Raw genomic sequence first — 16,095 nt, forward strand, 5'->3', positions numbered from 1 at the left:
TTCACCAACCTCCTGAGACCAGGCTCTCCCCGACTCGCCGTCTGGGGCGGCGGGTCGCGTGCTGCGACCTTCGGTCTGGGGGAAGACGGATGAGAACGCGTGGGCTTTGCGCTGCCTTCGTGGCGGTGCTGCTCGTACTCGGCCTGGCCTCGTCGGCGGTGCCCGTGCTGCCGCCGTTGCCGTTGGGGGCCAGCGCTTCGGCGCCGGGCCAGAGCAGCGGGTCGGCCGACGGGCTCGATCCGCGGAGCAGGCCGGGGGACACCGCGACGGCGTTGCAGGCGCCGGCCCACGACCAGCCGCGCCCGCCCGGCGCGGTGGCCGACACCGTCGAGAGACCTCCCGCGGGTCCGCAGCCGGACGTCACGGCACAGCAGCACGAAAAGCCTGCCGTGACGCAGAAGTCCGACAAGCCGTCCATCGATGCGAAGGCGAAGGAACGGCCGCAGGATCGCACGGAGACCACCGAGACCTTCGACAACCCGGACGGCAGCCGGACGTTGCGCGTCTACTCAGGACAGTCGAACGTGCGGCAGCCGGACGGCTCCTGGGCGCCGATCGACCTCGCGCTGGCCGACCGCTCCGGCCGCTGGCAGCCGAAGAACTCCCCGCGCACCACCAGTTTCGGCCGCACCGCCCGCGACGCCGAGTTGGCCAGGACCTCGTTCGGCAAGGGTTCCCTGTCCTACCGCCTCGACGACGCGGCCGACGCCCGCGGCACCGCCGACCAGGCGACGATCACCTATCCCGCCGTCTTCCCGGGCGTGGACCTCAAGCTCAGCGCCACCACCTCCGGCGTGAAGGAAGACCTGGTCCTCGCTTCCGCCCAGGCCAAGTCCACCTTCGGCTTCACTCTGCGGGCGCAAGACCTGACCCCGCGCCTCGCCGACGGCGCGATCCAACTCGTGCACGGCGACGAGGTGGTCGCGGTCATCCCGCGCGGCTTCGCCTACGACGCCAAGCAGCAGCGCGTCGACACGGACTACGAGCTCGCCAAGAACCCCGACGGCACCTGGACGTTGCGGGTCGTGCTCGACCCGGCCTGGCTGCGCGACCCCGCCCGGTCGTTCCCCGTCGTGATCGACCCGACCACCACCGAACGCGCCGCCGACGACAGCGTCTACGTGACGCCGGGGCAGCGGGTCAACGACATCAACCTGAACACCGGCTGGGTCGACGGCAAGCTCTCCCGCTCGTACCTGCACTTCAACAACAACGCGCTCAACGCCGTGCGCAACCAGTTCGTGCTCAGCGCCGCACTGGCCGTCGAAGCCGCATCCAGCACGACCTGCCAACCCAGGTCCGTCTCGGTGTACGAGGTCACGCAGCCGTGGGACGCCAACACCATGCAGTGGCCGGGCGCCACGGTCGGGAAGTCGTTGTCCAGCAAGTCCTTCGTGCACGGCGGGCCGTCGTGTCCTGGTCGCGACTGGGAGAAGCTGCCGCTCGACTTCGAGACGATGACGCGCTGGACGCACGGCGACGGCCTGCAACACGGCCTCTCGCTGCGCGCGTCGGACGAGGCCGACCGCAACGGCATGCGCTTCGGCTCGGTGAACTCGCCGAACAAGCCGTACCTGGAGATCAACTACGTGCCGGAGGGCGCGTGGTTCGAGGTCACCGACGTGACGCTGCCTTCGGCCAGCCGCGCCGGGAACATGAAGGTCAAGGTCACCAACCTGGGCTCCACGGCGTGGACCAGCGGTGGCGGCTGGAAGTTCGGCTACCTCCTCAACCAGGGCAGCACGAAGGTCCGCACCGCCTGCTGCTGGACGCAGAACGTGGCACCGGGCGCGACCGCGACGTTCGACGTGCCGATCGACCCGATCAACCCAGGGGACTACCAGGTCTTCCTGACGATGTTCAACCCGCAGAACAACGACTTCTTCGTCGCCTACCAGGTGCCGTACGGCCGGTTCGACATCAAGGTGCGCAACACCCCGCCCACGTCGAACCTCCAGCAACCCGGCGGCGGCGCGATCGTCCCCACGACCACCCCGACGCTCTACGCCGAGGGCAAGGACGACGACGGCTGGCCAGGTAAGGGCCTGACCTACAAGTTCATCGTCTGCGCCAACCCCGAGCTCACCCAGGCCTGCCAGGAGTCGCCGTGGGGCGGGCAGTCGTGGGCACCGTCCGGACTGTTCTGGAACCGCACCTACTTCTGGGGCGTCAAGGTCTACGACACCGTGGACGCCACCCCGTTCTGGGTGACGGCCAAGGACGACGTGCGGCTGATGTTCACGCCGCGCGTGCAGCAGCCGGAGATCACCTCGCACCTCGCGGGCAGCCCCAGCACCACGATCGGGCCCGGCCTCGACCCGCAGATCGGCAACTACTCGGCGGTCGTCACCGACGCCGACGTCGACACCGTCGGCCCCGACCTCACGATCAGCCGCACCTACAACAGCCTGGACCCGCGCCGCGACACCGCGTTCGGCACCGGCTGGTCGTCCAGGGCGGACATGCGGCTCGCGAAGGACCAGGACGGCAGCGAGAACGTCGTCATCACCTTCCCGACCGGCAGGCAGGGACGGTTCGGGCGCAACCCCGACGGCACCTTCTCACCGCCGACCGGCCAGAACGCCGACCTGGTCCACACCTCCGCAACCGGTCAGTACGTGCTGCGCGACGCCTCGGCGAGCAAGTGGACGTTCGACGTGCTCGGCCGGCTCGTCACGATCACCGACCCCGCCGGGCTCACCGAGACGCTGACCTACGACTCCCACGACCACGTCAGCACGATCACCAACGACACCAGCGGCCGCAGCCTGCAACTGACCTGGCAGGGCAACCACGTCTCGTCGGTGTCGGCCGCGGCGCCCGAGGCCGGCGGCCAGGCGTTGACCTGGACCTACACCTACGAAGGCGACAAGCTCACCAAGTCCTGCGCGCCCGGCCAGGCCTGCACGACGCTCAACTACCGGGCCGGATCTCACTACCGCAGCTCCGTGTTCGACGACAGCCCGTTCGGCTACTGGCGGCTCGGCGAGACCAGCGGCGACACGTTCGCCAGCGCGTCTGCCCGCAGGCCCGGCGCGGACGCGGGCCAGCGCCACGGCGTCCTGCTCGGCAGCGACGGCGCACTGGCCGGAAGCTCCGACAAGGCGGGCACGTTCGACGGGTCCAGCAGCTACGTGGCGCTGCCGGACAACATCACCAACCAGACCATGTCGGTCGCGGCCGAGCTGTGGTTCAAGACCACCGCCCAGGGCACGCTGCTCAGCTACGCCGACCAGAGCTTCCCCGCCGCGGCCGGGAAGTCGACGCCGATCCTCTACGTCGGCACGGACGGCCTGCTCTACGGCGGGTTCGCGCGCCAGAACGCGTCAGGGCCGAGGCAGATCGTCACCACCAGGCAGGTCGACGACGGCCAGTGGCACCACGTCGTGCTGTCCGCGGCGATCAACACCCAGACGCTGTACCTCGACGGCGCCGCGGCGGGCACGCTCGCCGGGTTCGTCGACCACGGCAAGCAGGGCAGGCTCACGCTCGGCGGCGGCAGCGGCAAGGACTGGCCCGCGAGCAACAACGCCGACTTCTACTTCAGCGGCTCCATCGACGAGGTCGCCGTCTACCAGCACACGCTGGGTCCGCTCGCCGTCAGCCAGCACTATGCGGCCTCCAAGTCGTCCGACGAACTGACCGAACACCTGTTGCCGCAGGACAACCGCAAGTACGTCACGCTCACCTACGACGACGTCAACGACCGCGTCCGCACCCTCACCGACCACGAGGGCCGGCTCTGGCAGATGGACACCCCCGCTCGTCAGGACGGCGTGCGCACGGCGACGTTGCGCGGCCCGGCGGGGTACGGCGAGTGGAAGTACACCTTCGACGCGGACAGCGGCGGCCGGCTCGCGAGCCGCACCCACGACAACGCGACCGCGAAGATCGAGTACAACACCGCGGGCTTCCCGTCCGCGACCGTCGACGAGAACAACCACCGCACCGAGTTCACCACCGACGATCGTGGCAACGTGTTGAGCACCAAGCGATGCCGCACCTCGGGCTCGTGCAACACCAGCTACGCCACCTACCTCAAGCCGGCCAACCCGCTGGACCCACGCGGTGACCGCGTCGAGTCCACTTCGGACGCCCGTTCGTCCGGGCCGACGGACACCCGTTTCCGCACCACCTACAGCTATGACGCCCTCGGCCGTCCCACCGGCGTCAAGTACCCGGCGCCGGACGGGACGACCGTCCAACCGGCCGAGACCACGACCTACTCCACCGGCGCGGAAGACGCCGCGGGAGGCGGAAAGGTGCCCGCGGGCCTGCTGATCCGCAGCACCGGCAAGCGCGACCAGGTCACCTCCCGGCGTTACACCGCCAAGGGCGACCTCGTCGAGCTGACCGACCCGGCCGGGCTGACGCTGCGCTACACCTACGACCTGCTCGGCAGGCAGAAGACGCTGAGCGAGGTCAACTCCGGTGGCGCGACGCTCGGCACGACGACCTACGAGTACACGTCCCGCGGCCTGGTCTCGAAGGTCACCGCGCCCGCCGTCGTCAACGCGGTCACCGGCGTGAGCCACACCCAGGTCACCACCTACAAGTACGACGCCAACGGCAACACGACCGAGACGACGCTCGCCGACACCACCGCCGGTGAGACGGCGCGCACGACGAAGTTCGGCTACGACGCCAACGACCGGCTGGTGCGCACGGACTACGCCGACCAGGGCGTGGAAACCCGCGCGTACACGGACAACGGGCTCACCGAGTCGGTCACCGACGTCCGCGGCACCACCTGGACCACCAGGTTCAACGAGTTCAGCAAGCCGCTCAACCGCGTCGCCACCGGCACCGGGGTGAACCCGGAGGACCCCGCCGCCACCTCGATGACGCTGGAGTCGCGGTCCTACGACCCGGCCGGACGGCTCGCGTTCGTCACCGACGCCATGGGCAGGCTGACGAAGTACGGCTACTACGACGACGACCTGCCCGCCACGACCCAGGTCTCGAACCTGCTGGTGGACCAGCGTTCCTACGACGCCGCCGGCAACCTCACCGAGCAGGTCGCGGCCGGTGGCACCAAGACGACGTACGCCTACGACCCGGCGGGCAATGCCGTCACGACGACGCTCGACCCGTCCGGGCTGAAGCGCTCGGCGTCGGTCCGCTACGACGCCGACGGCAACGCGCTGACCGTCGAACGCCGTGGTGCCGCCGACCCGAACCGCGTCGAGAAGTCCGCCTACAGCTATGACCTCTCGAACAACCGGACCCGTGAGGACGTCTACGTCGACGCCACGACGGTGCTGTCGTCGTCCGCCGCCTACGACGAGCGCGGCCTGCTGGCCGAGAGCACGGACCGGCGCGGCCTCAAGACCACCTTCGAGTACGACCCGGCGGGCGCGCTGTACCGCTCGACCTCGCCCGGCACCGACGCGTGGGTGGCAGGCGTGCGCACGGCAGGGTTCAAGCGCACGGAAACCTTGGGCTACAACGCTTTCGGTGAGGTCACGCACTCCCGTGACGCCGCGGGCAACGTGACCACCACCGAACGCGACGTGCTCGGCCGGGTCACGGCGGGCGTGCTGCCGGACTACACGCCTCCGGGCGGCACGGCGATCAAGGGCGCCGCCACCCGCACCGAGTACGACCGCGCCGGCAACCCGGTGAAGACGACGGATCCGTTGCAACGTGTCCTGCAGACCACCTACGACCCGTACGGGCGGGTGCTGACCTCGACGCTGCCGCAGGTCGGTGACACTCCGAGCGTCGTGACGATGCGGTACGACAAGGCCGGCGAACTCGTCACGCAGACGCTGCCCGGCGGCGTGGAGAACCGGTTCACCTACGACGACCTCGGCCGTCAGGTGACCAGCACGCAGGTCGACCGCTCGTCCGGCCGGACCGCATTCTTCACCACGACCACCGGCTACGACGACGCCAGCAACCCGGTCACCGTCAAGAGCCCGCTGGAGCACGTCACGTCGGCGACGTTCAACGCGGCCGGCGAGATCACGTCCACCAAGGACGCGACCAACCGCGAGACCAAGGCCGGCTACGACATCGCCGGGCGTCAGGCCTCGGTCACCGACCCGGCGGGCATCACCGCCACCACCGCGTACGACCTCGCCGGACGGCCCGTGCGCACCGCCACGGTCGTCGGGGGACAGGAGAAGCGTCCCTCGGCCACGGTGTTCGACCCGGCGGGCAACGTCGTGCAGACGACCAGCGCGCAGGGCCGGCTCGTGACCTACGGCTACGACGAGCTGAGCCGGGTGGTGCAGCAGACGGAGAAGGTCGACGCGACCAAGTCCATCAGCACCACGACGGGCTACGACAAGCTCGGCAACCGCAGCCGGTTCGTCGACGGCAACGGCAACGCCACCACGTTCACCTACACGCCGTGGGGCCTGCCGGAGTCGGTGATCGACCCGCTCGCCACCGCGTTCACGACCTCCTACGACGCGGCCGGGCAGGCGGTGGCGACCAGCAAGCCCGGCGGTGTCACGACCGCGAACACCTTCGACGCCCAGGGAAGGCTGACCCTCCAGACCGGCGCGGGCACCGCGGCTCCGACCTACAACCGCACCTTCGGCTACGACGCCGCCGGCCGGTTGGCCAAGGCAGGTGGCCCGAACGGCGACAGCACCTACCGCTACGACGATCGCGGCAACCTGCTGGAGACGCACGGCGCCGGAGGCGAATCGGCGTACACCTACGACGCCGACGGCATGATGACCGGCCGGGTCGACGTCACCGGCACCGCGACCTTCGCCTACGACGCGGCGGGCCGGCTCGCGATGGTGCAGGACCCGCTGACCGGCCGCACCGCCGACTACGGCTACGACCTCGGCGGCAGGCTGTCCTCGGTCGCGGACCGCGCGGTCGCCGCCAGGACGTCCCGCGTCCTCACCTACGACGACCTTGGCCGCACGGCGACGGACCGCGTCGTGCAGTCGGTCGACGTCGGCGTGCCGCCGCGCACGCTGATCGGCACCGACTACGGCTACGACCTCGACAACAAGATCACGTCGAAGAACGGCAACACCTACGGCTACGACGGCGCCGGCCGGCTCACGTCGTGGAGCAGCGGAACCGCCACCACGGCCTACGGCTGGGACAACGCGGGCAACCGCACGTCGGTGGGGGACAAGACGTTCGCCTACGACGAGCGCAACCGCCTGAAGTCCGGTGACGGCGCGACCTACGGCTACTCGGCCCGAGGCACGTTGCAGACCACGACCCGGGACGGCCAGACGACCACCACCAAGCACGACGCGTTCGACCGGATGACCGGCGCGGGCGCGGTCTCCTACACCTACGACAGCCTCGACCGCGTCAGCGACCGCAACGGCACGAAGTTCCAGTACGCGGGCATGTCCAACGAGGCCGTCACCGACGGTGGCCGTTCGATCAGCCGGTTGCCGGACGGGAGTGCGTTCTCGGACAAGGGTTCCGGCGTCGGGCGGATGCTCTACGCCGACCAGCACGGTGACGTGACGGGCCGGTACCTGAGCAACACCGTGGACGGAACTCGCGCGTTCGACCCGTTCGGTGCCGTGACGGCGTCCTCGGGCGACGCGGCTTCCGTTGGCTACCAAGGGGACTGGACCGACTCGGAGTCGGGCGCGGTCAACATGTCCGCGCGCTGGTACCAGCCGGGCACGGGGGCGTTCGTCAGTCGCGACGACTGGACGGTCGACCCCAGTCCGTCCGCGGCGGCCAACCGCTACTCGTACGGCGCCGGCGACCCGGTGTCCAACAGCGACCCCGACGGCCACGACTGGATCAGCGACGTCTGCGACCTCGGCATCAAGGGCAAGGCGAAGCCCGCCGGGAAGTGGGCGGCCAGGGCGGCGAAGGCCGGCGCGGTCATCGGCACCGTCCTCGACCAGATGATCTGCAACGCCCCGTCCGTCGCCGGCGAGTGCCGCTCCACCATCCGCGACTCGATGCACCGCGTCTGCCCCGGCAAGGAGTGGATGGTCCCGTACTACTGGAAGGGCGGCAACGAGGAGCCCATCCGCATCGGCGACTGCCGGTACTTCGTCGGCGGGTGCAAGTCCCGCGGCCCGTCGACGACGACCGGTCCCGGTGGCCGCGGCGGTCACAAGGTCGTGCCACCGAGGGCGAAGCCGAAGCCGCCGCCCCCGCCCGCGTGGGTCGTCAACATCCGCAAGCCGCTGCCGCACCCGCCGGCGGGCTCCGACCTGATCCCGGTGCCCCGCACCGTCGACCCGACCGGACCGCTGACCAGGATCATCGACCTGACCGGCGACTTCCTCGAGAACGCCACGAACGTCACCGGCGCGATCATCTCGGTCGCGCAGGAAGCCGTGTCGGCGCTGCAGGACTTCATCGACCTGCTGCCCGATCCGTCCGACGACAAGGGCGAGGTCGCCGCCGACCAGGACCTGACCGATGACGAGAAGGACTGCTTCGGGTCCACACAGGACACCGTCACGAACGACCCGGCCCAGCAGATCAGCTTCAGCGGTCCCGGCGCCTACCCCGGGAAGCGGCGTGGCTGGCCCGCGACGAGGGCGACGGGCGGCACGGCGTGCATCGGTGCTCTCAACGGCGACAAGCGCAAGAAGCCGCAGACCCCCGTCGGCTACATCTCGGGGCAGCACGACCGCAGTCACCTCATCGGTCACCAGTTCGGCGGCAGCAACAAGCGCATCAACATGGTGCCGCTGGACAAGGACGTCAACGAGACGGACATGCTCGGCATCGAGAACGAGGTGGCGGCGGCGATCGAGGCCGGCAACCGCGTGTACTACCGGGTCGTCCCGAACTACGCCGGGCCCAACGACGCCGTGCCCGTCTCCATCACCATCCACGTCCGCGGCAGCAACAACTTCCGGTGTGACGTGACGCTCTCGAACCCCCATCCGGTGAACGGATATCCAGGAGGGAAGCTCAATGGCACCCGCCCGGCCTGTTGACGAACTCGCCGCACTGACGGGGTGGACCGGCCACGCGGACGCCGGATCCTCCTGGGAGGAGGTGGAGTCCGCGCTGGGGCTGACGCTCCCGGCGGACGTGAAGGAGCTGTCCGAGCGGTTCCCGACCGGACTGTTCTGCTCCTTCGTGGAGATCTACGCGCCGCCGGAGGCGTTCCTCGCGGAGGCGCGGGACTCGCTGGAGTTGCTGTCGGAGCAGGACGACCTGCCGCACCCGGTGCACCCGGCACCGGGCGGGCTGCTGCCGTGGGCGGGGACGACGGAGGGCCACACGCTGTGCTGGCTCACCGGCGACCCGGACCCGGACCGCTGGCCGGTCGTCTTCTGCGACGACGAGTTCGAGCGCTGGGGCGAGTACGCCGGTGGTGCGGTCGCCTTCCTGCGCGACCTGATGTCGGGGCGGTTCCGCCACGACCTGTTGGACGAGCACCTCGAGGGGTGCGATCCCGTGTTCGACCAGATCCAGGAAATGGAAGCGAAATGAGAACACTGCGACGTGCGGTCGTGCTGACCGTTGGGGTCGCGCTTGCGGTGTCCGGTGCGGTCGCACCGGTGAGCGCGGCGCCGAGACCGGTGCTGCCCGTGCACAACGGGGAGAAGGTCGCGAAGGACAACCGCGGCCGCGTCCTGCTGGAGGTGCGGGGCAGTCGTCTCAAGGAGGCGGCGGCGGTGCTCGGGGGCGAGGTGACCGTGCAGCGGGACGACCGCGCGCAGATCGCCGTGCCCGAGAACCGCGTGGCGGACCTGGTGAAGAACAAGTCCGTTGTGGATGTTCGACGGCCGGAACGCGCGGTGCCGATGGCGTTGTCGGAGGGCTTCGACGCCTCCGGTGCCCGGCAGTGGGTCGCCGCGGGCAGGATCGGGCAGGACGTCAAGATCGGCGTCATCGACGTCGGGTACGCGCGGCTGGACGAGGCGCAGGGCGAGGGGGACCTGCCCGCCGACGTCCAGGTCGACAACAGCGGGTGTCATGACGCCACCAAGAACTCCGACCACGGCACTGCGGTCGCCGAGGTCGTGCACGACATGGCGCCCGGCGCGAAGCTGTTCCTCGCCTGCGTCGACGGGCCGCTGGACTTCGCCACCGCCACCGACCGGTTGCGGCAGCAGGGCGTTCAGGTGATCACCGCCGCGATCGGGTTCCTGACCTCCGGGCGCGGGGACGGCACCGGCGAGTCCGGCAGCCCCGCCGACGTCGTGCGGCAGGCGCGCCAGGCCGGCGTGCTGTGGTCCGTCGCGGCCGGCAACCTCGGGCAGAACCACTTCAGCGGAGCCGCCGCCGACGCCAACGGGGACGGGTTCGTCGAGTTCAGCGGTTCGGGGCAGAACAACGGGTTCAACCTCGGCGCGGGCAAGACCGCCACGGTCGGCCTGCGCTGGGACGCGTGGCCGAAGTCCACTGAGGACCTCGACCTGTACGTGATGAAGGGCGCCCAGGCGCCGACCGGGCCCAGCGATCCGCAGATCATCGCGTCGTCGCTGAACAACCAGCGCGACGTCGCGGGCGGCGCCCGGCCGACGGAGGAGGTGACCTTCACCAACCCATCCGGCAGCACCCAGCCGTACTGGATCTACGTCAAGAACAACACGGCGAAGTTCACCACCCGGTTCGACCTCTTCGCCGCCGTGCCGGACGACAACCCGTTGCAGTTCAACACTCCCGCCGGCAGCGTCACCGAGCCCGCGACCTCGCCGTACGTGATCGCGGCCGGTGCCACCAAGCCGGGCAGCGGTGTCGTGCCGTCGTACTCCGGTCGCGGCCCGACGATCGACGGCAGGACGAAGCCCGACATCACCGGCTTCGACAAGGTGACGACCACGACGTACGGCCAGGAGGGCTTCGCCGGCACGTCGGCCGCGGCAGCCCACGTGGCGGGTGCGGCGGCGTTGCTCAAGTCCGCCAACCCCGCGCTGGACGCCTCGCAGATCCAGACCGAACTGCAGGCGCGCACCAACCCGCACAAGAACGACAACACCTGGGGCAGCGGCGTGCTGGCGCTGGGACCGCCGGACAACGTCCCCGGCGTCACCGGCTCCGGCTACAACCCGCTGCCGACCCCGGTGCAGATGCACGCCAAGACGTACGCGGCCAACGAGGTCTTCACGCTCCCGGTCCCGAACGTCACCAACGACGCCACCGCCGTGGCCTTCAACCTCGCAGCCAGGACCGACGCCGCGGCCGGACCCGAGGTCGAGAGCGGCATCGACGTGTTCCCCACGGACCCCGCGTCCTCCACGTCGAAGGCGACGACCGTGCGCGTGCGGCCGGGCGGTGGCTACGTGTCCACCATGGTCGTGGCGAAGCTCGGCCCCGACCGCGCCATCCGGTTGCGGGCGGGAGCGGGCTCGGTGAACGTCCAGCTCGACATGCTCGGCTACTTCAGCCCCACGGCCGGCTCGACGTACGTGGCGAGCCCGCAGCCGATCCGCGTGCTCGACACCCGCGGCTACAACGGCAGTCCGCGCAAGACCCCGCTCGGCGCGGGTGAGGTCCAGCCGGTGAAGGCCCGCGGTGCCAACGGCATCCCGGACAACGCCACCGCCGTCGTGGTGAACCTGACCGGCGTCGAGTCCACCACCGGCACGGGTTTCGGCCTCTACGCGCAGGACAGCAACGGCACCTCGCTCAACGTCGCCCGCAACGAACGCCGCTCGAACACCTCGATCGTCACCATCGGCGCGGACGGCAGCTTCCGGCTGCGCAACGGCGCCGGGCAGGTGCACGCGATGGTCGACGTGCTCGGCTGGTTCGTCAGCGGCGGCGGGGGAGCGCGCTACGTCCCGCTGACCGAGCCGACCAGGATCGCCGACACCACCACGGGAACCGGCGGCCGCACGACGCCGCTGGGCCAGGGCGAGACGACGACGTTCCAGGTGAGCGGCGGCGCCGGCGTTCCGGTGAACGCGACCTCGGCCGTGCTCATGCCGTCCGTGCAGGACGACCTGCTCGGCACCGAGCTGTCCGTCGCACCGGCGGAGATCGGTACCGCGCCGGCCAGCCTGATCAGCACCAAGCAGCGGGAACGCCTGTCCGCCACGACGTTCACGCCGCTGGGCGCGAGCGGCAGGGTGGCCGTGCGCAACGAACGCGGCAACTCGACGGTGACCCTCGACGCCGAGGGCTACTTCGTCGGCGGAGCTCAGGCGGGCTCTGGCGACTGCGCCGCTCCGGTGAACGAGCCGGGCTTCACCAGCGCGTTCGACGGCAGGCTGGAGTCGAACCTGTCCGCGTGGCGGGTCGCCGGCACCACCTCGTTGCAGGCCAACGGATGTGAGCTCACCACCACCTCCGGCCGGGACGTCACCTGGTACGCCGCCCGCACGATGGGCATGGACTACACGGTGAAGCTCGACTGGAAGGCCACCGACACCTCGTCGGACTCCGGCGTCTTCGTGCTCTTCGACGATCCGGGCGCGGTGGCGACCGTGCCGCAGGACCGGGGCGTGCAGGTGGAGATCTCGGCGACCACGGCGGGCACGATCACGCCGGGCCGCAGGCCGGACGTCTCGGCCGCCAAACCGGTGGGGGAGTGGAACACCTACGAGATCACCGTGGCGTTCAACACGGTCACCGTGGTCCTCAACGGCCGGCAGGTCAACCAGTTCACCGTCACCGACACGAACCGCTGGCACAACGACGGCTACATCGGCCTGGAGAACAGCGGCACCGCCTCGCCGGTGAAGTTCCGCAGCGTCCGGGTCAAGCGCAACACGGCCGTGCGCAACGGTGAGGTCGTCGGCATCGGCAACCGGTGCCTGGACATCCCCGGCAACAGCACGTCCGCCGTACAGCTGCAGATGTGGGACTGCAACAGCTTCCCGAACCAGCGCTGGACGTTCCTCGGTGACGGCCGCGTCACCAACCTGGGCCGCTGCCTGGGCGTGGAGAACGGCGGTACCGCGGCGGGCACCGCGGTCACGTTCCAGAGCTGCACCACGGAGAACCCGCAGCAGTGGGTCGTCCGCCCGGACGGCGCGATCATCAGCATCCGCGCGGGCAAGTGCCTCACGCCCGCGACCAACGACCGCGGCGCGACGCTGAAGATCCAGGACTGCACCGGCACCGCGGCCCAGGTGTGGCGCATTCCCGACCAGCACGGCCAGTGGGGCGCGTTCTACAACCCCTCCGGCCTGTGCATGGACATCAACAACAACGACGCCAACACCAAGAAGGTCCAGCCCTGGGGCTGCAACGGCGGACCTGCGCAGTGGTGGAGCATCGTGGGTGACGGCCGGATCGCGTCGTCGGGCCGCTGCCTGGACGCCACGAACGGCGCTGTGACCCTCGCGGACTGCAACGGCACCCGCAACCAGAGGTGGACCGCCGCCCCCGATGGCACCGTGGTGAACGAGGCGGCGAACCGTTGCCTCACCGCCGCGTCCGCCACCAACGGCGCCGCGTACACCGTCCAGGACTGCACACGCGCGCCGTTGCAGCTCTGGAGGCTCAGCGCCACGGCGCTGTGGATCGGGATCGTGGAAGGGGTCGGTGGCAGGTGCGCCGACGTGAAGGGCGAGAACCCGGCCAACGGCATCATCTGGCTCTGGCAGTGCTTCGGCCCGGCCGGTGAGACCTACCAGGCGCTCAGCGACGGCACCATCCGCACGATGGGCGTGTGCACGGACATCGGCGCGCTGGGCAACGGCACGGCGGTGGGCGTCGCCAACTGCCACAACGGATTGAGTCAGCAGTGGTCGGTCCGCCCGGACGCCACTCTGGTGAACATCCAGTCCAACCGGTGCATGGACGTCGAGGCGGGCAACGTCGCGAACGGCACCAAGATCCAGCTGTGGGACTGCCTTGGCACCCCGCAGCAACGCTGGTCGGTTCCGCTGCGCGCGAGCTGACCGGCGGCGTGGGAGGCGAGATCCCCACCCCAAGGACTCGCCTCCCACGTGGTTCATCCCACTCCCGGAGCGCTGGCGTGCGGGGGCGAGGTTCCGGAAGGCTCGAACGGGACCAGCGTCGTGCGTGAGCAGGGGGAGAGCGTCGATGAGGATGACGATCGTCGCGTTGCAGTCGAAACAGCCGTTCACCGTCGCGCCGGCCGTGGCGTTCCCTCCCGGCGAGTTCGACCTGGTCGTGCTGACGGACGGCCCGGCGGACGCGGTGCTGCGGGAGGACGTCATCGGTGCCGCGCCCGAGGTCGTGGCGCTGGACCGGGAGAAGTGGCTGGAGCAGATCCGCGGCTTCGAAGGACCGGTCGAGGTCGTGACGAACGACGAGTACTGCCTGGCCGAGTGCGCGCGGATCCGCGAGGAACTGGGGCTCGCGCCGCGGCATCCGCGCCGCCCGGCCGCCTACCTGGACAAGGTCGTCATGAAGCGGCTGCTCGCCGCCGGTGGGGTGCGGGTGCCGCGGTTCCACGCCTTCGAGCCCGTCGTCACCGCGACGGCGGCCGACCTGCTGCTCGAGGAGATCGGCCTGCCCGCGGTGGCGAAACCGCGGCAGGAGGCGAACTCGCGCGGCATCACGATCCTGCACACGCCGCAGGACCTGCGCGACTGGCTGGCGGGGCACGACGGCGAGCCCGGCTGGCAGGTCGACGAGTTCGTCGGCGGCTCGCTGCACCACGTCAACGCGCTGGTGCGGGACGGCGAGATCACCCCGGTGCAGGTGGGCCGGTACCTGGGGCCGTTGCTCGGCCTGGACGCCGGGCGCACTCTCGGCGGTGCCACCGAACAGGAGTCGGAGTTCACCGAGGCCGCGCACGAGATGAACGAACGCGTCGTGCGTGCCCTGGGCAGCGAGGGACGTTTCGTCGTGCACACCGAGTTCGCGGTGAACGGCGCGGGAGAGATGGTGGTGCTGGAGGTCGCGGGACGGGCACCGGGCGCGCTGGTGTCGGAGCTCGCGCTGCTGCACGCCGGAGTGCAGCTGGAGGTGGCGAACCTGCGGATGCAGGCCGGTCTGCCGGTGCCGGAACCGGTCGCGCAGGACCTGCAGGCCGCCTGGCTGTGGCCACCGGTCATGCCGGGCACGAGGTTCCACGAGCCCGGCCCGGACCTGAGCGGTCTGGCGAGCGGGCACGAGGTCCACGTCCGCCGGGCCGCCAGGGAGGGCAACGAGACGAGCGGCGGGCTGATCGGCGCCTCCGTGCTGCTGTGGCACCGCGATCTCGTCCAGCTCGCCGAGGACGTCGCCGCCGTTGGCGACCTGACCTGGTTCAGCTGAGACTGGTCCGGTACGCGGACGATCGGGGAGAGAACTTGTCCACATCGGAGTTGTCCACGGGGGACCGTGCGGCGGTCGGCCACTTCGACTTCAGCCGGTCCGAATGGGCGCGGTTGCGGCAGTCCACGCCGATGACGCTGACCGCGGCCGAGCTCACCGACCTGCAGGGCCTCAACGAGGAGCTGTCGGTCGAGGAGATCACCGAGGTCTACCTGCCGCTGTCCAGGTTGCTGAACCTCTACGTGGTCGCGTCGCAGGGCCTGCACCACGTCGCGAACGACTTCCTCGGCCGCGAACCGGTGAAGGCGCCGTACGTCATCGGGATCGCGGGCAGCGTCGCGGTCGGCAAGAGCACCACGGCGCGTGTGCTCAGGACGTTGCTGTCGCGGTGGGAGAACCACCCGGAGGTCGCGCTGGTGACCACGGACGGGTTCCTGCACCCGAACGCGGTGCTGCGCGAGCGCGACCTGATGGACCGCAAGGGGTTCCCGGAGAGCTACGACGTGCGCAGGCTCATCCGGTTCCTGGACGAGATCACGTCCGGCGGGACCGAGGTCGAGGTGCCCAGGTACTCGCACCTGGTCTACGACGTGCTGCCGGACGTGGACACGATCTCGGTACCGGACATCCTCATCGTCGAGGGCCTGAACGTGCTGCAGACCTGGGCCGGTCGCGCCGAGGACGCGCCGTCGGTGTTCGTGGCCGACTTCCTGGACTTCACGATCTACCTCGACGCCGACCACGACCTGATCCGGCAGTGGTACGTCGACCGGTTCCTCACGCTGCGCCGGACGGCCTTCCGCGACCCCGCCTCGTACTTCCGCAAGTACGCGGAGCTGTCGGTCCCGGACGCGCGCAGGACCGCGCTCGACATCTGGGACCGGATCAACAGCCCGAACCTCCTGCGCAACATCGCGCCCACCCGGTCGCGGGCGCACCTCGTGCTGCAGAAGGGCCCTGACCACCGAGTGGACCGGGTCCGGTTGCGGAAGTTGTAGC

General features: G+C 70.2%; 5 protein-coding genes. All 5 read left to right on the plus strand.

The window, feature by feature from the left end:
• Positions 1-89 precede the first annotated feature (89 nt).
• The 5 genes from ACH413_RS04035 to coaA all read left to right on the plus strand — a co-directional run bounded on the left by ACH413_RS04035 (position 90) and on the right by coaA (position 16,094).
• Positions 90-8,903 (plus strand): LamG-like jellyroll fold domain-containing protein, encoded by an 8,814-nt coding sequence (locus ACH413_RS04035; protein ID WP_360042985.1) that lies wholly within the window; start codon positions 90-92, stop codon positions 8,901-8,903.
• Positions 8,881-9,405: an SMI1/KNR4 family protein gene (locus tag ACH413_RS04040; protein ID WP_360042982.1), complete on the plus strand. Its 525-nt coding sequence runs from the start codon at positions 8,881-8,883 to the stop codon at positions 9,403-9,405. The genes ACH413_RS04035 and ACH413_RS04040 overlap by 23 nt, the downstream gene beginning before the upstream one ends.
• Positions 9,402-13,769 (plus strand): ricin-type beta-trefoil lectin domain protein, encoded by a 4,368-nt coding sequence (locus ACH413_RS04045; protein WP_360042979.1) that lies wholly within the window; start codon positions 9,402-9,404, stop codon positions 13,767-13,769. Before ACH413_RS04040 ends, ACH413_RS04045 begins: the two co-directional genes overlap by 4 nt.
• A 145-nt stretch (positions 13,770-13,914) precedes the next feature.
• Complete coding sequence (locus ACH413_RS04050) at positions 13,915-15,096, plus strand: hypothetical protein (protein WP_360042976.1); 1,182 nt, start codon at positions 13,915-13,917, stop codon at positions 15,094-15,096.
• 35 nt (positions 15,097-15,131) lie between these two features.
• The gene (coaA, locus tag ACH413_RS04055; protein WP_360042973.1) at positions 15,132-16,094 is read left to right on the plus strand and encodes a type I pantothenate kinase; all 963 of its coding nucleotides are present in this window, start codon (positions 15,132-15,134) and stop codon (positions 16,092-16,094) included.
• Position 16,095 lies beyond the last annotated feature (1 nt).

The organism is Lentzea sp. NPDC020367, from assembly GCF_044387305.1.
GTDB lineage: Bacteria > Actinomycetota > Actinomycetes > Mycobacteriales > Pseudonocardiaceae > Lentzea.